The organism is Butyricimonas muris (assembly GCF_046365375.1).
Classification (GTDB): Bacteria; Bacteroidota; Bacteroidia; order Bacteroidales; family Marinifilaceae; genus Butyricimonas; species Butyricimonas muris.
Genome location: NZ_JBKEIT010000003.1, coordinates 275,849 through 302,280, shown reverse-complemented (window position 1 = coordinate 302,280; position 26,432 = coordinate 275,849). Strand labels below are relative to the sequence as shown.

Here is a 26,432-nt window from a genome sequence, read left to right as displayed (position 1 = left end):
TATTTTAATTATTCTTCCCGCATCGCCTCTATCGGATTTACCTTAGATACTTGATAAGCAGGCCACCACGCACTAAACACCGAGAACAACATCATCACTCCGGCTGCCGTCCCTAACGCCATCAAATTCACCGTCGAAAACGAATACACCCAACAGAACAAAATGCATCCCGGCACCAATGCCATCATCGTTAGTAGAATACTTTCTAAAATGATAAATCGGAACAAATTTCGGGAAGTAGAACCCACCACCAACCGCAAAGCGAACTCTTTTCTCCGCTTTGTGGAATAAAGCCAAAATATCCCGAACGTACCCATGAAAGCAAATACCAGTAAAAATCCGGTAGGAACAAGCAGACTAATCAACATTAAAAAATCCGGACGCAAACGCACTCTTTTAAGTTTTTCAAGATCTACAACAGTCAACCCGTCTTTTCCCTTCTCGAATATTTTGTAAAACTCCCGGTACAAATAATCACGAAAATTATCCATCTCTCCCGCCTTCACTCGTACGCAACACCCCCGGTCATTTGAACGAAAAGAATAAGGGAATATCAATATCGGACGAGGTTGCGACAAAGGATGATTCTTTAATCCCGCTATCACCCCTACCACTGTAAACTCACCACCAAAACCATAAATCTTTTTGCCCAAAGCATTTACCCAACCAGCCTTCTCAACCAATTGCCGGGTTACCACCACGGGTATCGATCCATCCTCCAAATTCTTTTCTTCAACCCAGTGTCCTTCCTCCAAAACGGGACGAAAAACAAGCATCGCTTTCTCTTCCGCACATTTAATCCCAACATCTATCTCGTTACCTCCAACCTTGACAGAACTCCAAAAATAATTTCGCTCTTCCTCCAAATAGGGAACAAAAAATCTCGTTCGAGCTACAGCCTCCACCATGGAACAGGCTTCCAAACGCTTACACAAACTATTTATTTTTTCGTCATCACTATAATTTCCGTCAATAACTCCCCTTGCTCCTCGTCTAAAATTAGAAAAATAAACCACGTTATCCGTTTCCAACATACCGGGCATATAATATCGTTGAATTGCCTCGAAAACAGCCATCAAACAATACAATAACACGACAAACACAAGCATTTGTCCCACGAGAATTCCCGTGTACTTTTTTCTCTGGTTAAAAAATAACACGAATATATGTTTCAACATGAAGAACCTCCTTTCAACATTTCCACAATAGGGCGTTTTACATTCAAATAAGCAGGAATCCCCCCGGCAATCAACGAAAACAAAATAGACAAAGGCACGACAACAAATAAAATTATCATCCAATCCAATTGAGGCATTACAGCCAATGCTCCGAAGGCATCCTCATCTAAATACAATAGTCCCATGCACTGCAAAACAGGATATACCAGTATAATACCCCCGACCAATCCCGCTATAACTAAAACAAAATTCTCTGACAATATCATCATGAAAGCCACAAAACGATTAGCCCCCAAAGCCCGCTTCACACCTATTTCCGCAATTTGAACACTTGTGTTCGCCATATTCAATAAAACAATATTCAATAACGGGATACACAACAGAATAAAAAGGATTCCTCCAACACCAACCAACAACAAATCCCCTCCATAATCTTCAGCCAGAAGTTCTTGTATCGTAGAAAAATAACGAACCTGAGCCTTACTCCCCCAAGATGCCATTTCTGCCCAAATATTAAAACCGTTTGTCAACCTCTTTTTCATTTCTTCCACCGACATCCCTTCCGGGAATAAAACATGAATGTTTACAATCCGTCTTCCCATCAAAAAGTCACTAAAACTCTCCGGAGCCAACACAGGGCTATTACCACCATAAGCAAACATGGATACATCTTCAACCACCCCCAACACCTTATACGTTATCTCTTGAAACTCTATTTCCTTACCAATCACATCATCTGTGGCAAAATAACTCATAGCGAAACTCTCGTTAATAACCACATAAGGCTGTCTGCTCTCCTCCTTATTCCACGGTCGCCCCTTGATAAACTTGTATTGAAAAACATCCCAATATTTCGCATCAACAAACAACACACTATTATCCAGTAATTTATTATTCAATATAATATTACCATTTTGGCTATGAGAACAAGTGTACGTTTCATACCCCACAACATTATTCATCATGGCTTCAACATCTTTCCGCTCAAAAAAGACCTCTCTTCGTTCATCCCAAATCCCCGCATTCACCCTCACGATACGGTCAGCCTTCGTTGCTGGCGGCGTATTCCCCACTATCACGTTCGTCACCTGCAACAATATCGTGATAAACACAAACGTCAACATCGTCCCGAACACACAAAACCCGGCATACGCCTTATGGTGCATGATATTGTACCATATCGGTTTAAAATAAATTCGTAATTTACCCATAACTGAAAATTTATCAGAAAAACACCCTTCTCATAACACTAGCTTTCCATCAAACAAACGTATGATTCGTCCCGTTTCCCGTGCCAATTTCTCGTCATGAGTCACCATCACGATAGTTGTTCCCTCTTGATTCAAGCGAATCAGAATATCCATGATCTCCGCTCCCATTTTACTGTCAAGGTTACCCGTCGGCTCATCGGCAAAAATTACTTTCGGTTGTCCGATCAAGGCTCTTGCAATTGCCACGCGCTGGCACTGACCACCGGACAATTGCGAGGGGAAATGTTTCAACCGATGTGACAACTCCACCTTACCCAATATCTCCAAAGCCCTTTTTTTATCCTCCGAATGGGAAGTTCCCCGGCGGTACAGCATGGGTAATAAAACATTATCCAAGACATTCAACGAGGGAATCAAATGGAAACTTTGGAATATAAAACCCAACTTCTGGTTTCGTATCCGTGCCATATCCTTGTCGTACAGTGAATCCGCCCGCACATCATCAATAATCACCCAGCCGCTCGTCGGCTTATCCAACAGTCCCATGATATTCAACATCGTACTCTTCCCGCAACCGGAAGGTCCCATGATAGCAACAAATTCACCCTTTTCCACCGTCAGATTAATATCTTCCAATGCCCGGGTTTCTACTTCTTTCGTGTAAAACGTCTTATTAATATTTTCCAAGGTTATCATACGCGTTCAGTTTTAGTTATTATTACGCTACAAACTTAGATAACCTCATCCTAAAGAAACGTCTAAAAGTATTGTAAAAGTATTGTAATTTTCAGTAGTACTAATTGAAGAAAAGTTACCTTGGTAACCGAATTTGCTAATCTATTATTAGGATAAATCATTCCAAATAGCTATCTTTACGTAGTGCAAAACAAGATATCATGACAAAACGCGATAAAAGTTTTCGAAGAAAAGAAAGTTCGTACCGTATGGGATAGTGACAAAGAGGAATGGTATTTCTCTATTGTGGATGTAGTGGCTGTCTTAACGGATAGTCCAAACCCCAAAAAATACACTCGTCTGACGGGAAAAATCACATGACGGATGTCGCTGATACCGAACAATTATTCCGGTTAATACAATCCATTCCTTCGCCTAAAGCAGAACCATTCAAGTTATGGATGGCACAAGTCGCCAAGTGATAATTTCATGTCCTTGCAAAATCAACTTGAAATAATTACTTTTACCCCGTCGTCTAAACAGCATACTTTCACCGGCCATTTATTGTAAACTTGTTGGAACGACACAATAAAGGTGTATATGAAGCATGATTTAAGGATAATAGGATATATCACATCCGCAATATTCATATTGTTGTGGATCAACCAGCTATTTTCCGGAATCAAACTATACGAGAACGAGAAAACACAGTGGAAAATACACGTGGACTCCATCATTGACAATAACATCAAGGCATTGTCACTATCGGACATCCATCCCGACCCTGTCCCCACCTTTGTACAACTGGACAGCCTTCTACACGGAAGCACGCATTACCCCGTTCATTTTGTTATTCAACAAATAGACAGCAGTGGTTTGGAACTTTTTCACTATTCCCGCAACAGGGAAAACACAGCGAAAATGATTCACGCTAAAGCCTACCCGATAGCGGACACACCCGGCGAAGTTCTGCTTGTTCACTACAACTTTCCGTTCGCGTACCTGCTGGAAAAATCATGGCAGGATATGCTTGCCATCGTGGCTCTGACCTTGTTGCTCGTGTTCGGGTTGCTATACTTGTCACACGCCCAGCAACACCTGTCCCGCTTGCAGGAACAAATGATAAAACAAGTAGTACACGACTGGAAAACCCCGCTAAGCAGTATTTCCACGCTTGCCGAACTTGTCGAAAGAAAATCCATCGCCCCGGAAGACGAACAAGGTTTAAAGAAAATCCACCTTATACAGGAAGAAGCCAACCGTTTAAAAATAGGCTCCCAACAATTATTGAAAACATTAAGCGGGCTCGCTCATCTTCAAATCAACAGAAGTGAATTCAACTTAAAAGATGAATTACTCGCCCTGCTCGAAAAACAACGCCTCGCGAACCACGGGCAAAAAGACCTTCAACTGCAATTGCGCTACCTCGTGGAATCGGAAACCGCGTATGTTTCCCATTTCTACCTGCTGGGAGCAATCCAGAACCTACTCGATAACGCTGTAAAATACAGTGGTAAAGCACCTCACGTCACCGTCATATGCTATCAGAAAAGAGGAACCCTCGTTATCGAAGTCAGGGATAACGGCGTCGGAATACCTAAAAAACAACAGAAACACATATTCAATAAATATTATCAAGTCAATAAAGGAGAGCCTGCCCACGGGAAGAAAGGATATGGCTTGGGACTCAATTACGTCTACAACGTGGTGAAAGCCCACAAAGGCAGAATCACGGTAAACAGTACCCCGGGAAAAGGTTCTACATTCACTATATACATTAGCAAATGGAGGAAAAAATAAAAATACTGTACGCCGAGGACAACGCCACGGCGGCGGCGGTATACACGGAAATACTGGAAGAAGCGGGATTCTCCGTGAAAGTCGCCCCGGAAGGTAACGAGGCGTGGCGCTTATACGAAACGGGAAAATGGGATCTGCTACTGCTTGACATGGATTTACCGGGGAAAGACGGGCACGAACTCATCCGCCTTGTCCGTGAAACCGGCGATCAAGTACCCATCGTTATCCTCAGTTCCGCCAATCACAATCACGCCCTGTACGAGGGGGCTGACGATTATCTTGTCAAAGGTTGCAGCGTTGACGAGGTGCGGGCGCGTGTGGACAAGGCCATTGCCAGAACCCGCCGTCTGAACAAAGAACAAGAACAGGGACTTTTCCACCTGTCCCCCACCACCACTTTCAACAAAAACAATCGCCTGCTCGTCATCTCCGGCAAAAAGGAAGAGTTGAAAGGCATGGAAGCCAAAATACTATGGTTATTCTGTTTGCGTATCAACGAAGTAATCTCCACGGTAGAAATGTGCGAAACCCTCTGGAACATTTATTCCACCGACAAAGAGAAATCGCTCACCCGGTATGTCTGCCTGCTGAATAAAAAACTAAAGGCAGATAAAACCATCGCGATACAAAATGAATTTGCCACGGGCTATAAACTCGTGAACGAATTATAGTCCCCCTGCCCTTCTTTTCTCCGGGCAGGGGAAATATTTTACTTTTTCGCGTTTTCGTCAATAGACTTCAAGAAAAGGCGTTGCAACAATTCTTTATCAATAGAATCCTCGTTATTTTTGCCTAATTCCTTGTAAAGAGCATCCAAATATTCAGCTCCTTTCAGTTCCAGAACAATATAATTCGTGTATTGTCCGGTTTGCTCATCCTGTGTCCAACGGTCGAATACAATAGTAGCCCCCACCAAAGTCTTTTTCACCGTTACTTTCGTCTTGTCCTGAAGCAAAGATTTGGACGCGGACGACATCCCCTCGGACAGCACCGTGGTGTATTCTTCAACGGTAGCCTCCACGGTTTTAGACAACATGGCGGCCAATTCAGCGGAAGCCATCATCTGTGCTTTCTTCCGGGCAGAAGCCTCGCTGTCGGACTTCCCGGAACCCCATCCGCGAAGCACACCGTTGCCGCTGACATATTCGGAACCGGGCATGATAAAAGTGGATACGGGAGATGTTTCCTGTACTTTCTTCGATGAGCCGCAACCGACTAACGAGAAAAACAGAACTAAAAATATTACCCACAAGGCATAATGTTTCATAATCTTACATTTTAATTGATTTTTAATTTTTTAATCCGGTCCGGTAATTCACGGTTGACACGTTTCATAACTTCCCGCACACACATTGAAATAGTTTCTTCCGCAGACTTACTGATAGGTACCAGAACTTTCACGCGATTCACCGAATAGTTTAGTAACATCTGCTGATTCTTGTTATTATAAATCTTGAGAACGAGTGTACAATAACACGCATTCAAATCATAAATACCACCGGTAACCATTTCCCCCATCTCCATTTTTGTTGACAAATCGACAAAACATTGTGGAGCATCCGGGTCTTCCGACAGCGTGAAATAATTGTTGGTCAATAAACTGCTGATATGGCGTTCACATCCTTCCAAGTCATTATCGTTGACATACAAGTAAGCCGTGATCGGGGCACTTTTCAACAGAATAGAAACCTTGGCAGCCGGCCACGTTTGATTTTGTAACAGCCGGCGATACGCTTCAGGAAGAGCGTCCGTGAACGACTCGTCAATAGAAACGCATAACTCCTGCACATCTTCTTTAGACGTGATATTCGTCACGTAAAATTCAGCCGTCCCCGTGTGATCCGTCTGTATGGCAGGCGACACGGCACCGCTACCGGACACGAACGACGCTTTCAACTTCACATTGGGAACAACAACGCCATTCTTTGAAAGACACCCGGCAATAGGCTCAGCAACCGCCTTGAAAGCCTCCCCTTCCACTTGAACGACATTCGTGGTAATAGCCATACCGCTGAATACATTCATGTAGGCATTGTAAAGTTCAACGGGAACATTTACAGACCTTCCCCCCTCGTCCGTCGTCAAATCCATAAACACCCACGGTTCCGCGGCTTCAAGTCCTTTACCGTAAAGCTGGACGGCTTGCGTGAGATTCATGGCTTCTTCCGCGGCACGTCCCTTTTGCAGGTAATCCATACCCGTTTTTATCGCCTGCTGCCTGCGTTCCTCCGCCTTCCGGGCATACACGTTTTTATCCAGAACATAATACACGTAGTATTTTTGTCCGGATTGGTAGGTATCCTTCAACTCCTGCCCTTCTATCCAAGCCGCCAACGAACCGTGTATCTTGTCCTCGAACATCTCGCGCGACTTCCCGTCTACATCCACCCGATGTAAAAAAGAATTATTTTCAAGTTTTATCGCTATCTGTGAAACAATGTCCAACAGAGCATTTTGAGTGGCCTTTTTCATGTAGTCGGTTTCTGTCAGCGATGCCATGCCTATGCCGATATACATATCCGGCGAAGTCGGACGCTTGTTTACCCATTCGGGTTCCTGCGCTCCGGCTTGAAAAACACCGTACACGGAAAGCAACAAGCTTAAAATAATCTTTCGCATAATCCTTTTCTTTTAACTGTTATTACTCTCTACAAATCCAGCATCAGCAAAATCGTGCCGCCCTCGATACGATAAGAGGCGGAAACACCCTGTTCTTTGAGTTGCCGTCCCAGTTGACCGGCGAATTTGTCCGCGGTCATTTTGTAACCGTTCTCGTCTTGCATAGGAATCATGACATAATCAAATATAGCCGACTCTCCCATAATACCCTGCATATGATAATCCCCTTCAAAAGCGTTACGATCCAACCAATTCTGGATAAAATCCAAAATCCGCTCTCCATTAGAGCAGGAAGCATCGTTCAAGGAACTTATAGAACTTCCGCTAATGGATATTTGCAAAACGACACGTGCCGGCTGAGAATAATTCTTAACAATCTGTTCCAAGAACTTCGGAAGATTGTCCTTAACGGCATGAGAACACAAAACATCCGTGGCTCTGGTACGGAAACGATTCGTCCACCCGTCTTCCGACGCCCAGATAGTTCCGCTTGCCGTTTCGTAAGCCTTCATTATCAATGATACGCGGGCATCCTGTTCCGTGACATCCTTTTTCATATCCACGGTGACATACACATCCGCACCCGACGACAGCAAAAGCTGCTTATCATTGGAATCCGCCGCACCGGCATTGTCCTCGTATTGCATACGCCGTTTCATCGCGTCGATAGTCCCCTGCAAATCCCTCGTTTTAATATCACAATCTTCAAACCCTTTCTGCACGGCAGCCACGGCAACACGAAGATCATAGTCATTCTCCAGTATGCTTTGAAAACTTTCGCCTTCCTTCTTGTAAGGAACAACAATGATTGTGGGTTTAGGCAGGCGGGGTTTAGGAGTTTCCGCCACCATCTGGTCATAACCCGTGTTCTTCCTCACGTCGTTTATCAATTGGCGAAGGCGCAACGTGACACGCGTCGTCCCTTGGTAACGTCCGCCAATCTTCGCGGCCTTGACAGCCTCTTCGGTACGCGCCACATAAGAAGCGTAGCGCGCCTGATTATTAAAAAACGAATTGGTATAGGCCTCGTTAGGCTTGCTAACCAAAGGTTTCCCGTCATTAACACCTTCTACACCTTGAAAAAACAAGGTATAGATAAGTGATTTTATAGCGTCTGTTTCAATCCCTTTTTTATTCTCAGCCGCCCCCGCGGAAGAAAAAACAGCTTGTGTCCCGTTATCCGATTCCAAAGAAACAATCTGAAGATAATCCTGAGCCTTTACTGAAATTACACCCCCGAATAATAGTACACAAAATAGGCTAATTATTTTTTTCATAGCTGACTATTAAAATGATAATAAAGGCGCCACCGTAGATTTAATCTTTAGAGCTTGTTTCTTCTGTGCCGCTTCATCCAGTGCTTGAAAACTTTCCATCGCGGCAAACACTCGCTTGTCCCCTTGCACCACCTTACACTGCGACATGGTTCCGTCTACCACTTCTTCCACTCTTAACCGCCCCACTTCGCTGTAAGTCGTGCGACCGGCTCTTACGCTGGGCGACAAAACGGAAAAATAATCTCCTTTCTTAACCCCGTGTTCAGCCCCCAAATCAATGTAACACTTTACCATTTTGTCCTTCTTCACCTCATAGTCCAAAGGGATAACTGTACCTTCCAACGGAAATTCCTTGATCAGGAAATCCTGAATATCACTGGAAATCATATTAACGGCACCGGCAATTGCCTTTTCTTTCGAATCCGACATATCCAAAAGTTTACCCACGGTACCGCCTATCCCCGAAGGTGAATGATCGAACGCTTTGGTTGCAACAGTCGTTGACGTGGTAACTTCCGTCAACGTGACAGAATAATTCAAAACACAGGTGTACATCGTCTTGCCGTCTTTTTGTTCGGATTTCACGGAACAACCCAATACATTCCCGCTCAAGATATAATCATGGGCGGCGGCAGACATGGTTTGTGTACGGGCTTTTTCATCTCCCATCGCTTTCTCGTCGGAACGGCGTTCCTCTTCCTTTTTAAGAGAGCTTTCAACATCCCGGTCTACCAACTCGAAACGCTTTGTCTTGCTGAGGGCATCGATCACCGCCTGACGAACTTTATCGCCGTCCGCTTTCGATACTCCATTCGCTTCCGTGAAATACTCCACGTACAAACGCGGTTTCTTAACTTCCTGAGCTTGAACTGCAATTGCTACAACACAGAACAAGGCAACACTCAAAACAATTTTTAACATAGCGCCAATTTTAGTCATTAGTAAATTCTATTAATATGTTTTTTTATTTTCATTTCAATTTCGCTTTCGCGTCTTCATTTCCCATATCGGCAGCTTTCTTAAAATTCTGCCGTGCCATCATTGCGTTGGCAGCCACTTTACCGCAGCCGCTTTCATAAATCCTACCCAGCATATAATAAGACGTCGCACTGCCGGATTTCTTGAAAAGGCGAATGGCTTCAATCCCCTCCTTCTTATCATAAGCCGCCATTCCCGCATCATAATCAGCATCTTTCTTCGCCACCACGGGCTGTTCAGCCTTTACCGCCGTTTTTTCCGTTTTCGCCGGAGTTGTGACCTGTGGTGCGGCTTTCTGTTCCGCAGCCGGAGCCGCTTGTTTAGAAACCGTCTGTTTTTGTTCCGTCGGGGGAACAGAAGCCGTTTCTTTGGAAGAATTATCTTTCTTGCCAAAAACGAAAAAAACGCCAATCACGACAAACACGATAACAACCGCAGGAAGCCACTTGTTTTTCCCTTTGCTTGTCGAACGAGGCTGAAGAGGTTTGTCCCCGGTTAAAGCTCCCACGCCTTTTCCGGCTATTTCCGCTTGCTGAACGGATTGTCCCGTGAATGTTGCAGCACCCCCAACCAAGGGTTGTACAGCCTTATCCACCGGTTTGTACAATTCATTCATCTCCTCCTCGATAGCCTCTTTCGAGTCCTCCACGTCCAACTCTCTCGCCTTCTGATTCATCATCTGCCGTCCGGCAATACCAATATTCCCGTTCGTCGTCAAGAGCAATTGCTGAAAAGCGACACTGTATTCGTTCACGGACTTTTTCTCGCACTCCACGCAACGATTCTTGTTCTTCACCTTACAGTCAAAACATATCTGTTTGCCGCATTTCGGACAACGAGCGTGTTTCTCCCCGAAAGGATTCCCGCATACCTCACAATATTCAATCTCCCCCTTTCCCATCACTATCGTCGTGTTATTATGGACGGTAGCGGAATTATCCACATGGGAGGTATTGACATTAGTATGTGTAGTTGAAGTTTTATTGATGCCCCCGGTAACGTTTGCCCGCGCCCCCGCGCCGATGATAGATCCCTCCGTGTCCGAAGGCTTGACCTCGTTCAAAACCGCCTCCGCCGCGGCACGGTCTTTATCCGGATCACACGGTACCTCTGCCCCGCAATCCTGACAAAAACGTTCATCCGTTTCCATTACCTGACCACATTCCGGACAATATCTCTTTTTGCTCATAATCTCGTATTTTTAATTCATTTTTTTTCTTTAAACTCGTACAGCACATAGGACTAAACAGACTCGTCGGCAACGGGAGGTTCTACCGGTTGCGAAAAAACTTCCGTTCCGTCATCCAATAGAATAGATGTTACACAAAAACTCCCTGTCGCTTCCTCCGCGTTTCCGGAAATCCCGACCCGCATCCCGTCATAAGGGATAAAAAAAGGATCCCCGGCAGGTAAAATGCCAACCCGATAGAGTTTATACGTCCTGCCGTCATCTCCTTTCAGAACCGCTCTCACGCCTTCCGACTTCGACCCGACATGCTGCAAACGACACTCTATGATTCCATGAATTATTGTCATATCCTTAACTCTTTGAAATGAGAAATTCTTTTGCTATACCTCGGCTCCGCAATCCTCGCAAAACTTGATTCCGGCTTCCAACTGCTTCCCGCATTCCGGGCACACGACAAAAGCAACCGTTTTCGCTCCCGCTTGCCGTGCTACCTGTTCCGACTCCGCGTTCTGCCGCGGGTGAGCGGGCGCGTTACCGCGGGTGCTATAATCCAACGCACGGTCGTAAGCCGTATCCATCCGTCCCTCCTGCCGCAGAATACGCTCATCGCGTTCACGCAACTGACGGTCTTTTTCCTCCATCTTTTCCCGTGTCCGGCTATCCCGCTCCTCCGCTTTCTGGGCTTGAATACCCCCGGTCATAGCCATCATGTCGCGCATCATCCCGAACATCTGACTCTGATTATCCCGGTGCTCGGCATCACGGGACGCGCGTTCCGCTTCCAGACGCGCATCCAACTCGCGCCGTTGGGCTTCCAGACGTTCGCTCGCTTCCCGCTCGGCATCCGCGCTATACCTGTTCTCGGCATACGCCACGGCAGCATCGCCACCGCTTAACGCCCACACCTTCTCGTCAGAAAGTTCCTTGGAGTTCTCCCACTTCAGACGTTCCAACTCCTCGGCACTCTTCAAACGCGTTTGTTCCAGTTCCGCCTCATGCCGGCGCTGATTTTCTTTTCCTTCTTCCTCCCCCTTTTGCATCGCCATGAACTGTTGGAATTGGGTATCGTCATCCTCCCGTTCCATATCGTGCATACGCTTGACATCCTGATAGTCCATATCACGGCTACGCTGTTCCAAATCCAAATTAGTTTCGGCAAGCGTACGCTGTTTTTCAACTTCTTTATAGAAACGGCTGTCGTCATAATCGTCACGTAAACCGGTCAACTCGAGTTCCTTCTTGATAATCACTGCCGCCTTGTCAGCTTCACCTTCCAGACGAACACGCTCGAACTCGATACCGTCACGAAGTTGCATCATCTGGAATGCCATCCCCCGCTGGTAGCTGTTCGTTTGCAACTGATCCTGAAGCGCATACACTTCATCTTCACGGATCAAGCCCGTCTTGGCCAATTCCGCTAAAGCCGCGTTACGCTCGTCATCATTCTGCGCCTCACGCACGATACGCTCGTTTTTCAGGAAATATTTGAATTTTTCCACTTCATCTTCGTGCAACAACCGGTCATGATTGATCACTTCCAATTGCTTGTCCAAATCCAAATCGGACGAGGCTTCATGCAACCGTTGCGCGTTCACGGTATCGGACAATCTATTCTTGAATTCATTGGAACGACGCAGGTAATCCAACTCTTTCTCTGAAAGATACAATTCACGACTCAACGCCCTGAAACGCTCCAAATCCTCGTTCGCCGCCGAAATCTCCACGATACGCACGACCGACACACCGAAGAACGCCTCGGCGGCAACCGCGTTAATCTTGTCTTTTAACATCGAGTGAAGTTCCTTCGGGATACGATTGGAAGAGAGTTCCACGTCATACAACGCATCTTGGAGTACCGTACGGACGGTATCGGTTATCTCGTCCACGATAAACGCCGTGTTCAGCACCTGCCGCTCCGTCAAATAGTGAATGATAAACCGTTCCGGGTCTGAAATCTTGAAATAGGCATTCACGCCCAATTCCATATCGAGATACCGGGTCTGAATATTCATCGGGGTAAAATCCTTGTACCCGTCAATCTGCTGCTGTTTGGAACCGATGAGAAGCGGAAACGCTTTGTCCAACAAAATGATAATTGAAAAAGCCGCTCCCCGCTTCGCGTTTTCTTGAATCACATTCTGCTGCTGCCGGTAAAGTTCCTCCCCGGTCTTATCTCCCTCCTCCCGCTTGCGGCTTTTAAATAAATTGACAATAAATTCCCATCCTTTCCGCAAATTTCTTCCCGCATTATTAATCGCTTGTTCCGATGAACCCGTAAAATCATAAGTACCGCCGCTGATAGAAGCGATAGTGCGCCCGTTAGCCCGGATATATGCTGTTGTTCCTTCCGGTATGATAATGCCTTGAATCTTATTATAAGAGTCAAATTCCGCCTCACTGATCACCCGGGCAACTTGCCCCGGTTGTATATTCCAATAAATACGCCCCTTCACCGTATTCAAGTCGGACGCTTCCGGTTGCGGTGAAGCCGGTGCTTTTTCCGCCGGAACCATTCGATGGCCGCATTTGGTACAAAACTTGGTCTCCGGTTTCAAGGGAGCACTACATTGAGGACATTCCATCGAGGCCTCTATTTTCTGTCCGCAAGAAGTGCAAAACTTTGCACCCGCACGAAGGACTGTATTACATTTAGGACAATTCATAATATTTCGTTTTACAATCTTATTTTAAATATTTCATTTTGCCGTGTAAACACGCTTGATTTCCCCGCCGACAGTGGTCGTTATGACATAACGGGCAGGTATTTTTCCCTCTTGAGCCTCCATGTCATAATTAAACTGTAATTCTTCCCGCCCGTCTTTATATCGCACCTTGAAAATCCCGTCAACCTCACGCGGTACCACGCCATAATTCGCGTATAGGTATTGATTTATCATCGTGTGAATTTGGAGAATATTACCATCAACGGCACTGCGCACCTGTTCCAGAATGGAACCGCTCCTATTCCCCGATTTAATTCTCTCGACAGTACACCCGATTTTAGCGTCTTCGGGAACCAGAGCCTTCTTCCCAAGCCTTTCGCCCTCTGACTTTCCCCCCTTGTAAAAATTCATCGAGAGAGTCGGGTCCCCGAAAAGATTAAATTCCACGATCGTCAAAGCCGAGTATAAACTGCCCTGATCGGTTCCCTGCAACAAAGCACTACGCGCGATAAACAATGCCTGCGCCACGGTATATCCTTGCAAAACGGCATTCATGAAGCAACTGGCGATGATATCCGCCTCGCACAAAGCAACCGTGGAAGGAGTCGCATTCAAAGAATCCACGGAACCCCAAGCCACCCGCGACGACCCCACGAAAGCCAACGTGTTCGCGGAGAGCGAGGCCAATAACATACTGTGATACCTATCCAACCCGATAAAACGTCCCCCGTAACAAGCCTCGCTGATAACGATATTAGGAGCCAGACAAGTCATCATGTGTTCCGGCTCGATGACCGGATAAGCTCCCTCCCCGCTTTTATGAAGCATGGCTCCGAAATAACCGCGTGACTCCAATCCTTCCCCTCCATGAAGGTTATAATAATACAAAGAAGCTCCCGCGTGGAAAACTTGGCTGACATTCTCCTCCATAACCATGGGAGAAAGAATAAGCCGGTTATAATAACAATCAGCCGGCAAACGACCGTCGAAATTACGCAAATAATTACCGCTCAAAAGATCACCCGCCACGCGGACGGACACATTCTTCCAGTTAGGATCGCATTGCCCGTAAGCCGCGATCATCGGAATACCGTGAGAATTTTCTATATCCCGCTTCAGGTAATCGAGTAAATCTTCACATGACGCATCCTCCCCGAAAGGCAACCGTCCCACGAAAAAAAGCTGTTCGTACTTGAATATCTCCTGACTTTCAAGTAAAGCAAGCATCTCCTTGCCGTAGGGATAAGCGTAAAGTATATCCGTATCGATACTGTCATCATTACTATCATCCGGGATATAATGACGAACGCACGGCATGGGAATAATATCGCTTCCTCCTATAATAAACAGGTATTGTGATTCTTCCTTTCCCGCCGCTTCTTCCCGTTGATGAACATCCATCAGTATGTCCATATAATCCCACAACGAACTGTCGGCATTTAAACTAACCGTTCTGGTCTTCCCGAAAAAACCGCTCTTCCCGTAAGAATAATTACCGGCATCGACAAGTTTGTATGAAACGCCACACTTCCTTTTCTCCACGATAAATTTGTCAAACACGGCTGTTAAACTTTGCTCGTCAACATCCAGTTTTTCTGCCAGCAAATTCAGATTCGTGAAGAGCAATCCATGAATACCCGCTTCTTTAGACGAGGACGAACCCATGGAATCCTTGTTCATCGTGTGAACGTCCCTCTCCAATTTTGTTCCGCATTCCGAACAAAAAAGCACGTTCCCGTCTTCTATTTTATTTCCGCATTCAGGGCAATACATCGTTATTTCATTTTTTATTTGAGATACTTTTTCTGTCGTTTCGTCACCCCCGAAACATAATTCCGGGCTTCACTCGTGCTCAGACGAGTCGTGAGATGACTGTATAATTGTTCATAATTGCATTCGTTTATCAACGGGATGGCTTTATTCAGGTTCGTTGCTCCCGTGAAAGCCCTGCTCACGTTTCCCGCCCCGGTATTATACCCGGCAATCACGCACAACTTGCGGCAATCGGAATTGGCAACCGACGCGAACTGGTTCGACAAAACACGCAAATAGGCGGTACCCAATTCTATATTATTACGCGGGTTGAAAAGATAACTCCGCGTGGGAATCCACTCGCGCTTGTACACGTAGCGAAACGCATCAAAACCTCCCGACGTCGGGACAAGCTGCATCAACCCGTAAGCCGGAACCCAACTCGTTGCCTCGGGATTGAAACAGGATTCCTGCTCCATCACGGCATAAATAAGTGACGCCTCAATCTGGTAGACGCGCGAAAATTCCGCTACAAGGTCTTTATAAAGAGCCGCGTTTTTCGAGAGATTATCGGCAACAAGGCTCATTTGCACCTGCACCACTTGGCGTGCTTCCTTGTTCGTTCCCGTTACCTTGACCGTTTTTTTACTTTGCGCCGCGATAGCTTTCGCGATAGATGCCGTTTCCCCTTTGCCAGACCATTCCTGCTTTTTTTGTTCGGCACGCTCACGAGCCTCTTCCTGTTTACTAGCGAGAGGATTACCATTTCTTTTATTGTCTTTCTCCAGAGCACGCTGTGCCATCGTTTTCCCCGTGTCAACAGTTCGTGCCAGCGAATCCTGCTTCCGATCAACCGTCAGATTTTTCCCCTTCACGGTCGGCACCGGGGGGACAGGACGGGCGGATGTCGGTTTCCTGTCCGTTGAGGCTGACGACGTATCGAATTTATACTTGGAGAAATCAACAAGCCCGTCAAGGATAGGTTTTTGCGTCAAGGCTTCCGATGCGTCAACAGAAGATTGGTAAGGACAGGTCGAACCCCTGCTGTTCAACATCCGTTCTATGGCCTCCGCCAAACGTGCGTTTATCTCGGTAGAATCCGTAACGCCGATATCGTCAAGCGTTATCTCCACGAAAATCTCCCCTTTGTCAAAATCGACAATGGAACGGCTATGATAATCATCACTGTATTCCACCCATTCCGTCCGGGTGTTGTCAATAACACTATCTTCCCCCCATACCTTTTTGATAGAACGGACATAACGAAAATAATCCGCTTTTGCTTGTGCCTCGTATTTCGCGTACTCTTCACGAGCCTGTTTACTATACGCCTCAAAATCAGACGTGATTTGCTTGGCATCTTTCTCGAACTGCACACGAAGCGAATCGGTAAGCGTCTTCGTCGATGTTACCGTCTGTGCATAACCATAAACCACTAAAATCATGATCAAAAAAACAAACACACATTTCTTCATACTCGCAACACATTGACAGTGTAAATATCCATATTAACTATCCGCAAAAACTCACACGAATCGCTCCTGTTCTCCCTTTCACACGCGACACTTCTCTAATTTTACAATAATATCAATAAATTTTTATTCACTGATACACAAAAGTAATTAATTTTTGATTAACACAAAATATAAATACATGAAAATTTGTCGTTATAAATCTTATATTTAAAATTATCACATTTATCGTAATAATATCAGTTTGTGTTTCATTTCTCGCAATTCGCAAAATGTTAAATTGCGATAAACGAAACACTGCATTTTCATCCCTTCACTCACACCCGGCATCCCCCGGACTATACTTAGGCTATGGTTTCCCGCTACCAAGTTCGGAGCATGAACGTAGCATCTTCGAAGCATGAACGTAAACCAGCGTTCATGCTCTGTTAATGATATGAAATTGCAATCTTTTTGATAGAGGCCAAGGGTTGAACAGGGGTTATTCACGTGTAATGAAGAGTTATAGCAGTAAATTAGAATCTCCGATCGCAAAAAAGATGAAAAATATTTGCATTCTTCATTTATTCTTTTTTTCTTTGTCCCGATCAATTCAATCTGCGAGGATTGTTTGAATTATAAAGAGGAGTCGAGAGAACAGGCTCATTGAAGCTCCGACAACCTGCAAAAGATTTGCAAGGTGCCAAAACCTGACCTGAGAACCAGGAGTTATAATTTAAGCTGAAGAAAAATGAAAAAAGAAACAACAAACCAGAACAGCAGTTATTGCACCGCCAATTGTAGAAATCTTTTCATCCTCTCTATTGCCATGTCCATGTGTATGCGCTGCATGCGCTAATATCTTTTTTACCCCGGAACTTATTCATTTTAGATTTTTTGATTTTAGATTTATGATTGCTCGTTGTGTCATGACTTTTATGACACAAACAACATCTACAATCTAATAATCAGATAGTTGCAAGGCAATTATCTTGAAAAAATCATTATTCAAACATTTATTTATCAAGAAATTGGACAATATCATGGCAAAAACATACGCGGAAATAAACGACAAGATAAAAAAGGGAACGGCAGTGGTTCTGACCGCCGAAGAAGTTTCCGAATTGGCAAAAACACTCTCGCCGAAAGAGATCGCCGAAAAAGTAGATGTGGTAACAACCGCCACTTTCGGGGCAATGTGTTCATCGGGCGCATTCTTGAATTTCGGTCATGCCAATCCCCCGATTCGCATGGAAAAAATCGAATTGAATGGGATACGTGTCAGTGGCGGACTCGCCGCCGTGGACACCTACGTGGGTGCCACGGACTGCAACCCAGAGAACCCGGCATACGGGGGTGCGCACGTTATCGAAGACCTCGTGGCAGGAAAAGAAATCGCCTTGGAGGCTTGGGGAAAAGGAACGGACTGCTATCCCTGCAAACACATTAAAACCCGTATCACGAAAGACTCAATCAACGAGGCAATCCTGTACAACCCGAGAAACGCGTACCAGAACTACAACGTGGCAACAAACTCCACGGACAAAATCAAATACACTTACATGGGAACCCTACTTCCAAAATTGCGCAACGCCTCGTACAGCACGGCAGGTGAACTCTCTCCCCTGTTGAATGATCCGGAATGTCGCACGATAGGATTGGGAACCCGCATTTTCCTCTGCGGCACGGAAGGGTACGTCACATGGAACGGGACACAATTCCACTCCACCAAAGAAGTCAACGAATACGGCATCCCGACCAGTAACGCCCGCACGATAGCGGTAATCGGCGATTTGAAGAACATGAGTACCGACTTCCTGCGAGGCGTGTACTACGAGAAATACGGGGTAAGCCTGTTTGTCGGGATCGGTATCCCCATCCCTATTCTGGATGAAGACCTCGCGCGCAGGGTATCCATTCGTAACGAACAGATTGAAACAACCGTCGTGGATTACGGGGACGGAAACAAAATTCTAGGAAAAACAAACTATGCCGCCCTCCAATCGGGTGAAATAGAAGTAAACGGACACAAGATCAGAACCACCCCCGTGGCCAGTCTGGCAAAAGCCCGACAAATCGCCGATATACTGAAATCATGGATTCAAAAAGGTGATTTCCTGCTCTCGGAACCCGTTCGACCGATGCCGACAGGAACTGCACTGAAACAATTGAAAATTGAAAGTTGAAAATTGAAAATGAACTCCTCCGTCTGCTTCGCAGCCACCTCTCTATAAACAGAGGAGGAGCTGGTGACACTAGCCAAAGACGGTGAGTAATTCAGCTCTCCCTCTGTTTATAGAGGGAAACTGGCGAGTAAGAGAGAACAGACTGAGAGCTTGCTCGTTGTCTGTCGAACGAGAGCCAGTTCGAGACCGGTTTCCGGGCTCAATACCCCGAAGGGGGGAGGGAGTTCAATCTAAAATCTAAAATTTAAAATCTAAAATTATTCCGGTTATGAATAAAAAAGTAATATTGACCTTCCCGGTCGACGCAACAGACAGACCTTTGACATACGAATTGATTCGTATTTATGATATAAAAATAAATATACTGAAAGGAGAAATACAACCCGGAAGAACCGGCTCTTTACTCATTGAAATGGATGCCGACGAATTGCGTATAGAACAAGCTATCGCATTTCTGAACGACAACGGAGTCACCGTGAGTCCCGTTTCCAGCAAAATCTCGTATGACGAAACCCGTTGCATCAATTGCGGCAACTGTGCGTCCGCCTGTTTCTCCCACGCCTTGACTATTGAGGCTCCGGACTGGAAACTGCAATTCAACCCGGAAAAGTGTATCGCCTGCAAGCTATGTCTGAAAGCCTGCCCGCTGAAACTTTTCAAGATTGAATTCAGCGATTCGCTGAATTAGTTTATAAAGTTTATAAAGTTCATAAGGTTTATAAAGTTAGCAGACCTTATGAAAGCAAAAATAATAACACTAGACACTTTATAAACTTTACAAACCTTATAAACTTTACGAACTCAAATGGAATACAAAGATCGTACATACAGGGAACATTTACAGGAAGAGCGCTGGTATTCTTTCACGGTCGCTTTCAAGGAAACCGATTTGTGGATAGGGATTGACAAAGCCTCGTTTCACCCGGAGATTCCCGTCTTCACGGAAACCCGTGTACGGGCGTTACGGGAGAAAATGGACGCTTACATAGCCCAAGATCCGGACTACTTGAAAGCATTGGTACCACACGAGGCACAACCGACAGCACCGGTTATCTTCCGTGAGATGGCGGAAGTGGCTGTCCGTTCGGGCATCGGTCCCATGAGTGCCGTTGCCGGAGCTGTCGCCCGCGAAATAGGCATAGAAGTCAAAGAAAAGTTCGGGGTACAAGAGATTATCGTGGAAAACGGCGGAGATATATACGCCGACATCCGGACAGACATGGATATCGCCGTGTTCGCCGGGCAATCTCCCCTGTCCGAGAAAGTCGGTTTCACGATCAACGCCGGATATGCCCCGCTGGGAATATGCACCTCATCGGGCACCGTAGGTCCATCGCTCAGTTTCGGGAAAGCGGACGCGGTAATGATTATCTGCAAAGACTGTGCTTTGGCCGATACATACGCCACTGCCTTCGCCAACCGGATACAGACCGTGGAGGACATTGCCCCCTGCATGGAAGAGATAGGAAAAAAAGACGAAATCCTAGGAGCTATTTGTATCAAAGACGATAAAATCGGTATTCACGGGATATTTGATTTGAAGATTTGGAAATGAAGAAATTTAGAAATGAAAACATACAAAGACATACAACCAAACAACACCGACACGGGAGTTCCTGTAACCTGTAACTTGCCAAAGGCAAATGCAACCTGCAACCTGCAACTCGCCGCAGGCGACAACAAACGCATCCTCATCCTCGACGGAGCCACGGGGACAGCCTTACAAAAATTCGGATTAACAGAAGCCGATTTCCGGGGAGAAGAATTCGCGGGGCACCCTATCCCTTTGAAAGGCAACAACGACGTGTTGAATATCACCCGTCCCGACGTGATTCGCCGAGTGCATCAAAGTTATATTGAAGCGGGTGCCGATATTATAGAAACAAACACGTTCAACGCCAATGCCGTATCCCAAGCCGAATACGGGTGCACGGAATGGATTACCCGAATAAACCGGGAAGGGGCACGAATCGCCAAAGAAGCGGCTACCGCCTGCCGAGAACGCGAAATACTCGTGGCAGGAAGTATCGGTCCCACGGACAAATCTCTCACGCTTGCCCCCGATCCGGAACAGCCCGCCTACCGTATCGTGGACTTCGACACATTAGTCGCGGCTTACACTACCCAAGTTACCGCACTAATCGAGGGAGGCGTAGATCTCTTGCTCGTGGAAACCATTTATGACGGCCTGAATGCCAAGGCAGCCTTGTATGCTATCGCCAAAGTGCAGGAGGAACGCGGGACACAACTCCCCGTGATGCTCTCGGCAACGATCAACGACCAAAGCGGTCGTACGCTGACAGGGCAATCACTGGATGCACTGTTCACCAGCTTGTCCCACTACCCCATCGTGAGTTTCGGGTTAAACTGCTCGTTCGGGGCAAAAGAATTACACCAATTCATCCGGGAGCTGGCGCCACATATACCTTGCGCGATCAGCATCTACCCGAATGCCGGGCTTCCCAACGAAATGGGCGAATACGACGAATCTCCCGAATTCACGGCACAATGCCTGCAAAATATGGCAAAAGAAGGGTTAATCAACATCGCGGGCGGATGTTGCGGAACGACACCCGAACACATTCGGGCTATCGCCGAAGTGTTGAAAAACATCCCTCCCCGTGAAATCCCGGTTTCGGAACACCGGTTGAAAGTGAGCGGACTGGAAACTGTAATTGTTGATAAAGAGCAAAGCAATTTTATCAATATCGGGGAACGCACCAACGTAGCAGGTTCCGCCAAATTCGCCCGTCTGATACGGGAAAAGAATTACACGGAAGCCGCTATCATCGCCCGCAAACAAATCGAGGCGGGAGCGTCCATCATAGACATCAACATGGACGATGCCATGCTGGACAGCACGGCGGAAATGGAACGCTTCATTCGTATAATCAGCAACGAACCGGATATAGCCAAGGCACCCTTGATGATCGATTCGTCGAAATGGGAAACCATTCTTGCAGGATTGAAAAATTCGCAAGGGAAATGTATCGTGAACTCCATCAGCTTGAAAGAAGGGGAAGAAGAATTTCTGCACAAGGCGAAAGAGATACAACGCCTCGGGGCAGCAGTCGTGGTTATGGCTTTTGACGAGGAAGGACAAGCAACCACTTTCCAACGGAAAATAGACATCTGCCAACGCGCTTACCGATTACTGACTACCCGCGCCGGATTTACCCCCGAAAATATTGTCTTTGACGTGAATATCCTCGCTATCGGCACGGGTATCGACGAACATAACAATTATGCAGTGGACTTCATCGAAGCCGTGCGCTGGATAAAACAGAACCTGAAAGGCTGCCGCACATCGGGCGGAGTATCCAACCTCTCTTTCTCGTTCCGCGGTAACAATACCGTGCGGGAAGCCATGCATTCCGTTTTCCTGTACCACGCGATACGGGCGGGACTGGATATGGCTATCGTCAATCCCGCCATGTTGCAAGTGTATGACGAAATCAACCCGGAACTTCTGAAAGCAGTGGAAGATGTTGTCTTAAACCGCACTCCAGAGGCCACGGAAACATTAATCGCCCTAGCCGAGAAATATAAAGAAGTAAAGGGCGAAAACAAAAACGTACAAAACGAGGAATGGCGCATCCGCCCGCTGGAAGAGCGCTTGGGACACGCGCTCGTGAAAGGCATCACGGACTATCTTCCCGCGGACATAGAAGAGGCCCTCGCCCGGTATTCCAATCCGGTAGAAATCATCGAGGGACTGCTCATGAAAGGCATGGAGCGCGTAGGCGAATTTTTCGGGGACGGCAAAATGTTCCTCCCGCAAGTGGTGAAATCGGCAAAAGTGATGAAAGAAGCGGTGAATATCCTGCAACCCGAAATAGAACGCCATAACGCGGCGGCACAAAACGTGAAACGATTGCCCAGAGTAATTCTTGCCACGGTAAAAGGCGACGTGCATGACATCGGCAAAAACATTGTAAACATTGTATTAACGTGTAATAATCTGGAAGTGATCGACCTTGGTGTCATGGTAGACAACCAAAGGATTATCGAGGCTATTAAAGAACACGAGGCGGATATTGTCGGGGTTAGCGGATTGATCACTCCCTCGCTGGGTGAAATGGAAAATCTATGCGAACTGTTACAGAAAGAACAACTGCAAGTACCGCTAATCGTGGGAGGTGCAACCACCTCATCCGTGCACACGGCTGTGAAACTGGCACCCAAATATGATCATTGTGTTGTACCCGGGGGGGATGCTTCACGTACCGTGGGAATCATAAAACGCTTGCTGAACGACCGGGAAAATTATACCCGTGAACTCAAACGGGAGCAGGAAGAAATCCGGACGCATTATTACCACCGTCAACAAAAACACATATCGCTTGAAGAAGCCCGCCGAAGAGCGCCACGCTTTAATTGGGATAACGTTCAACCGACAACATTCGGGGAACACAATTTACTGGTAAAACACCTTAATATCGAAGACCTCGTGGAAAGAATTGACTGGACCCCGTTCTTCCATTTCTGGGGATTCAAAGGAAAATACCCGGAGATCGTTTACACGAATGACGAGGCTGACCGCACTTATCAGGCAGCACTGGATATGTTGGGGAAAGTCATTGCCGGCAACGAATTTGACGCTTCCATCATCGTGCGCTTTTTCGATGCCTGTTCGGAAAACGACGAAATCGTGCTGGACGGCAAATTCCGCTTCCCGATGCCCCGGCAACAGGCAGACCTGCAAGAATGTATCTCTTTGGCAGACTTCGTGATCCCCAAAGAGAAAGGGACGGGAAGTGTCGGTTTGTTCTGCCTGAAAGTATCCGACAAGCACAAGTGTAACGACTGTCGTGATTTCGAGCACCTTCTACGGGAAAGCCTGTGCGCCCGACTGACGGAAGCCTGCGCGGAATGGATGCAGGAGCAGATAAACGAGGGTACGCGTGTCATCCGTCCCGCTTTCGGTTACCCCTCTTGCCCGGATCACGCGTTAAAAAAGATCGCTTTCGAAGCATTGGATGCACCCGCCCAAATCGGGGTACAACTGACAGAAGGATATTCAATCTATCCCTCAACCAGCCTCTGCGGAATGCTGATCTCACACCCGGAAGCAAAATATTTCAGCGTGTAAACGCTGAAATAAGATAAAAGCTAAAGAGGGGGTAGTTGAAGCGTTGGTTCAAGCGCAGGGAATCTAAAATCTAAAATCTAAAATTTAAAATCTAAAATCATGAAGGTTATTGACATCTTAAACAAATCAGATAAAGCGGTATTCTCTTTCGAGCTGGTGCCACCGCTGAAAGGGGGAGATATTAACAAGATATACGAGGCAATTGAGCCGCTTATCGCTCTCGCTCCCCCGTTTATCAATATCACGTTCCACCGGGATGAATTGGAATACAGGGAATTACCAGACGGAACAATTAAAAAAGTTACCGTCACGAAGCGTCCGGGTACGGTAGCTCTGGCAGCCGCCATCATGAGAAGATACAACGTGGATATGGTTCCGCATATCGTGTGCGGTGGGGCTACCCGCCACAAAATCGAAAACGAATTGATTGATCTGAACTTTCTCGACATCGAGAACATAATGGCTCTCCGGGGAGATCCCATACCGGGACAGCGTTTTTTCTCACCCGAAGAAGACGGACACAAATACAGTTGCGAGTTAGTCGAACAGATATACCGCATGAATCACGGGCAATATCTTGATGATACTTTGACGGATTCCGTTCCCACGAATTTCTGTATCGGCGTGGCTGGTTACCCGGAAAAACATTACGAGGCGCCGAACCAAGCCTGTGATATCGAAAACCTGAAACGAAAAGTAGATGCCGGGGCAAATTATATCGTGACTCAAATGTTTTTCGACAACTCTAAATTCTTCCGGTTCGTGGAAAAATGCCGGGCGCAAGGAATCACGGTTCCGATTGTTCCGGGATTAAAACCGATCTCCACGCTCAAACATTTGGAGATGCTGCCCCGTACATTCAGCATTGATATTCCCCAAGAGTTGGTGAAAGAAATCCGCTCCTGTAAAAACAACAAGGAAATCAACCAAGTCGGTATCGAGTGGTGCGTGACACAAAGCAAGGATCTGATCGCACATGGCGTTCCCGCTGTCCACTATTATACCATGGGAAAATCGGAAAACATACAAGAGATAGTGAAACAAGTATTTTGAAAAAATCAAAAAGATGAACCAAGAACCGAAACCACGCTTTTTCGCACTGATACCACTGATTGTCTTTCTACTAATCTACTTGGTAGCTTCAATTATCATCGGAGACTTCTACAAGATGCCCATCACGGTAGCGTTTCTCGTATCATCCGTGGTTGCCGTGGCAATATCTTCGGGAGGCAAGTTACACAAACGAGTAGATTTATTTTGTAGAGGAGCGGCAAACAGCAACATCATGCTTATGGTGTGGATTTTCATTCTTGCCGGAGCTTTCGCCCAGACCGCCAAAGCGGTTGGAGCCGTCGATGCCACGGTAAATCTTGCTTTAGCCGTTCTCCCGGATAACTTGCTGCTCGCGGGAATGTTCATTGCAGCCTGCTTTATCTCGCTATCGATGGGAACCTCTGTCGGCACGATTGTCGCCCTCACTCCCGTCGCCGCGGGTATTGCCGCACAAACAGACATAGCATTGCCCTACATGGTGGCAATCGTGGTTGGCGGCGCCATGTTCGGGGATAACCTTTCTTTTATCTCCGACACGACCATCGTGGCAACCCGCACACAAGGATGCAACATGAAAGACAAATTCAAGGTAAACAGTCTGATCGTCATTCCCGTAGCCGCACTCGTCGCTCTTGTCTACCTGTTTCAAGGAACGGAAATAACCACGCATCCCGTGATCCATGAAATCGAATGGTTGAAAATAATCCCCTACATTCTGGTTCTCGCGACCGCTTTATCCGGAATGAACGTCATGTTGGTATTGTTACTTGGCATTTTATGCTCGGGCATAGTCGGCATCCTTGCCGGAAGTATCCGATTCTGGGATTGGATCGCGGCCATGGGAACAGGGATATCCGGCATGGGTGAACTCATCATCATCACGCTGCTTGCCGGGGGGATGCTGGAAATGATCCGCTATAACGGGGGAATCGCCTACATCATACAGAAACTGACCACCCGCGTGAACTCGAAAAAAGGAGCAGAATTGAGTATTGCCGCGCTCGTGAGCTTCGCTAACCTCTGCACGGCAAACAACACGATAGCGCTTATCATGGCAGGTCCCATTGCCAAGGATATTGCCGCCAGTTTTGGCGTAGATCCCCGGAAATCGGCCAGTTTATTGGACACGTTCTCCTGTTTTGTACAGGGAATCATTCCCTACGGGGCACAACTACTCATGGCTGCCGGATTAGCAGCTGTTACCCCACTCGCTATCATGCAATATCTTTATTACCCGTACCTCATGGGAATAGCCGCCCTTTTAGCCATATTTTTCCGGTACCCGAGAAAATACTCCTAACAATTGTA

General features: G+C 46.5%; 20 protein-coding genes, 1 pseudogene and 1 riboswitch. Of the genes and pseudogenes, 9 read left to right on the top strand and 12 right to left on the bottom strand.

Features of this window, described 5'->3' with window-relative positions:
- Positions 1 to 8: 8 nt before the first annotated feature.
- The 3 genes from ACK8P8_RS06665 to ACK8P8_RS06655 are packed head-to-tail and all read right to left on the bottom strand — an operon-like array spanning position 9 to position 3,085.
- On the bottom strand, positions 9 to 1,178 hold the full coding sequence (locus ACK8P8_RS06665) for an ABC transporter permease (protein ID WP_410025638.1): 1,170 nt from the start codon (positions 1,176 to 1,178) through the stop codon (positions 9 to 11).
- Positions 1,172 to 2,389, bottom strand: coding sequence for an ABC transporter permease (locus ACK8P8_RS06660; protein WP_410025637.1), 1,218 nt, complete (start codon positions 2,387 to 2,389; stop codon positions 1,172 to 1,174). The genes ACK8P8_RS06665 and ACK8P8_RS06660 overlap by 7 nt, the downstream gene beginning before the upstream one ends.
- 30 nt (positions 2,390 to 2,419) lie before the next feature.
- Complete coding sequence (locus ACK8P8_RS06655; RefSeq protein WP_410025635.1) at positions 2,420 to 3,085, bottom strand: ABC transporter ATP-binding protein; 666 nt, start codon at positions 3,083 to 3,085, stop codon at positions 2,420 to 2,422.
- Between the two features lie 213 nt (positions 3,086 to 3,298).
- Here ACK8P8_RS06655 and ACK8P8_RS06650 point away from each other — a divergent pair.
- The 3 genes and pseudogenes from ACK8P8_RS06650 to ACK8P8_RS06640 all read left to right on the top strand — a co-directional run.
- Positions 3,299 to 3,540, top strand: a pseudogene (locus tag ACK8P8_RS06650) (BRO family protein); the annotation flags it as partial.
- 124 nt (positions 3,541 to 3,664) lie between these two features.
- Entirely contained in the window at positions 3,665 to 4,864 is a 1,200-nt protein-coding gene (locus ACK8P8_RS06645) for a sensor histidine kinase (protein WP_369860660.1), read from the top strand.
- Entirely contained in the window at positions 4,849 to 5,535 is a 687-nt protein-coding gene (locus ACK8P8_RS06640; RefSeq protein ID WP_410025634.1) for a response regulator transcription factor, read from the top strand. Before ACK8P8_RS06645 ends, ACK8P8_RS06640 begins: the two co-directional genes overlap by 16 nt.
- 38 nt (positions 5,536 to 5,573) lie before the next feature.
- Here ACK8P8_RS06640 and ACK8P8_RS06635 read toward each other — a convergent pair whose 3' ends face one another.
- Genes ACK8P8_RS06635 through ACK8P8_RS06595 form a run of 9 tightly spaced genes read right to left on the bottom strand, consistent with a single transcriptional unit; the run spans position 5,574 to position 16,817 of the window.
- Entirely contained in the window at positions 5,574 to 6,131 is a 558-nt protein-coding gene (locus ACK8P8_RS06635; RefSeq protein ID WP_186975210.1) for a hypothetical protein, read from the bottom strand.
- Between the two features lie 11 nt (positions 6,132 to 6,142).
- Complete coding sequence (locus tag ACK8P8_RS06630) at positions 6,143 to 7,483, bottom strand: LPP20 family lipoprotein (protein WP_410025632.1); 1,341 nt, start codon at positions 7,481 to 7,483, stop codon at positions 6,143 to 6,145.
- A 29-nt stretch (positions 7,484 to 7,512) separates the two neighbouring features.
- Entirely contained in the window at positions 7,513 to 8,760 is a 1,248-nt protein-coding gene (locus ACK8P8_RS06625) for a DUF6175 family protein (protein WP_186975208.1), read from the bottom strand.
- Positions 8,761 to 8,769: 9 nt separating this feature from the next.
- Positions 8,770 to 9,681, bottom strand: a complete 912-nt coding sequence (locus ACK8P8_RS06620) for an LpoB-related protein (RefSeq protein WP_176555053.1) — start codon at positions 9,679 to 9,681, stop codon at positions 8,770 to 8,772.
- Positions 9,682 to 9,730: 49 nt separating this feature from the next.
- A complete protein-coding gene (locus tag ACK8P8_RS06615) occupies positions 9,731 to 10,927 on the bottom strand; it encodes an SEL1-like repeat protein (RefSeq protein ID WP_227214561.1) in 1,197 nt (398 codons plus the stop codon).
- Between the two features lie 53 nt (positions 10,928 to 10,980).
- Positions 10,981 to 11,274, bottom strand: a complete 294-nt coding sequence (locus ACK8P8_RS06610) for a hypothetical protein (protein ID WP_186975205.1) — start codon at positions 11,272 to 11,274, stop codon at positions 10,981 to 10,983.
- A gap of 33 nt (positions 11,275 to 11,307) precedes the next feature.
- Positions 11,308 to 13,590 carry a double zinc ribbon domain-containing protein gene (locus tag ACK8P8_RS06605; protein WP_410025631.1) on the bottom strand — a complete coding sequence of 761 codons (2,283 nt, stop codon included), beginning with the start codon at positions 13,588 to 13,590 and terminating at the stop codon, positions 11,308 to 11,310.
- Positions 13,591 to 13,623: 33 nt separating this feature from the next.
- The gene (locus ACK8P8_RS06600; protein WP_410025630.1) at positions 13,624 to 15,363 is read right to left on the bottom strand and encodes a C25 family cysteine peptidase; all 1,740 of its coding nucleotides are present in this window, start codon (positions 15,361 to 15,363) and stop codon (positions 13,624 to 13,626) included.
- A 14-nt stretch (positions 15,364 to 15,377) separates the two neighbouring features.
- The gene (locus ACK8P8_RS06595) at positions 15,378 to 16,817 is read right to left on the bottom strand and encodes a murein transglycosylase domain-containing protein (RefSeq protein WP_410025629.1); all 1,440 of its coding nucleotides are present in this window, start codon (positions 16,815 to 16,817) and stop codon (positions 15,378 to 15,380) included.
- Between the two features lie 609 nt (positions 16,818 to 17,426).
- Positions 17,427 to 17,531, top strand: a riboswitch (SAM riboswitch).
- Positions 17,532 to 17,836: 305 nt separating this feature from the next.
- Between ACK8P8_RS06595 and ACK8P8_RS06590 the strand changes: the two genes are divergently transcribed.
- The 6 genes from ACK8P8_RS06590 (at position 17,837) to ACK8P8_RS06565 (ending at position 26,424) form a co-directional block, all read left to right on the top strand.
- A complete protein-coding gene (locus ACK8P8_RS06590) occupies positions 17,837 to 18,979 on the top strand; it encodes a homocysteine biosynthesis protein (RefSeq protein ID WP_099294503.1) in 1,143 nt (380 codons plus the stop codon).
- Positions 18,980 to 19,247: 268 nt separating this feature from the next.
- Positions 19,248 to 19,667 carry an NIL domain-containing protein gene (locus tag ACK8P8_RS06585; RefSeq protein ID WP_099292186.1) on the top strand — a complete coding sequence of 140 codons (420 nt, stop codon included), beginning with the start codon at positions 19,248 to 19,250 and terminating at the stop codon, positions 19,665 to 19,667.
- Positions 19,668 to 19,784: 117 nt separating this feature from the next.
- The gene (locus ACK8P8_RS06580) at positions 19,785 to 20,534 is read left to right on the top strand and encodes a UPF0280 family protein (RefSeq protein ID WP_410025627.1); all 750 of its coding nucleotides are present in this window, start codon (positions 19,785 to 19,787) and stop codon (positions 20,532 to 20,534) included.
- Between the two features lie 12 nt (positions 20,535 to 20,546).
- Entirely contained in the window at positions 20,547 to 24,071 is a 3,525-nt protein-coding gene (gene metH / locus ACK8P8_RS06575; protein ID WP_410025626.1) for a methionine synthase, read from the top strand.
- A gap of 99 nt (positions 24,072 to 24,170) precedes the next feature.
- On the top strand, positions 24,171 to 25,124 hold the full coding sequence (gene metF / locus ACK8P8_RS06570; RefSeq protein ID WP_099292184.1) for a methylenetetrahydrofolate reductase [NAD(P)H]: 954 nt from the start codon (positions 24,171 to 24,173) through the stop codon (positions 25,122 to 25,124).
- A 13-nt stretch (positions 25,125 to 25,137) separates the two neighbouring features.
- Positions 25,138 to 26,424, top strand: coding sequence for a Na+/H+ antiporter NhaC family protein (locus ACK8P8_RS06565; RefSeq protein ID WP_369860670.1), 1,287 nt, complete (start codon positions 25,138 to 25,140; stop codon positions 26,422 to 26,424).
- Positions 26,425 to 26,432: the final 8 nt, after the last annotated feature.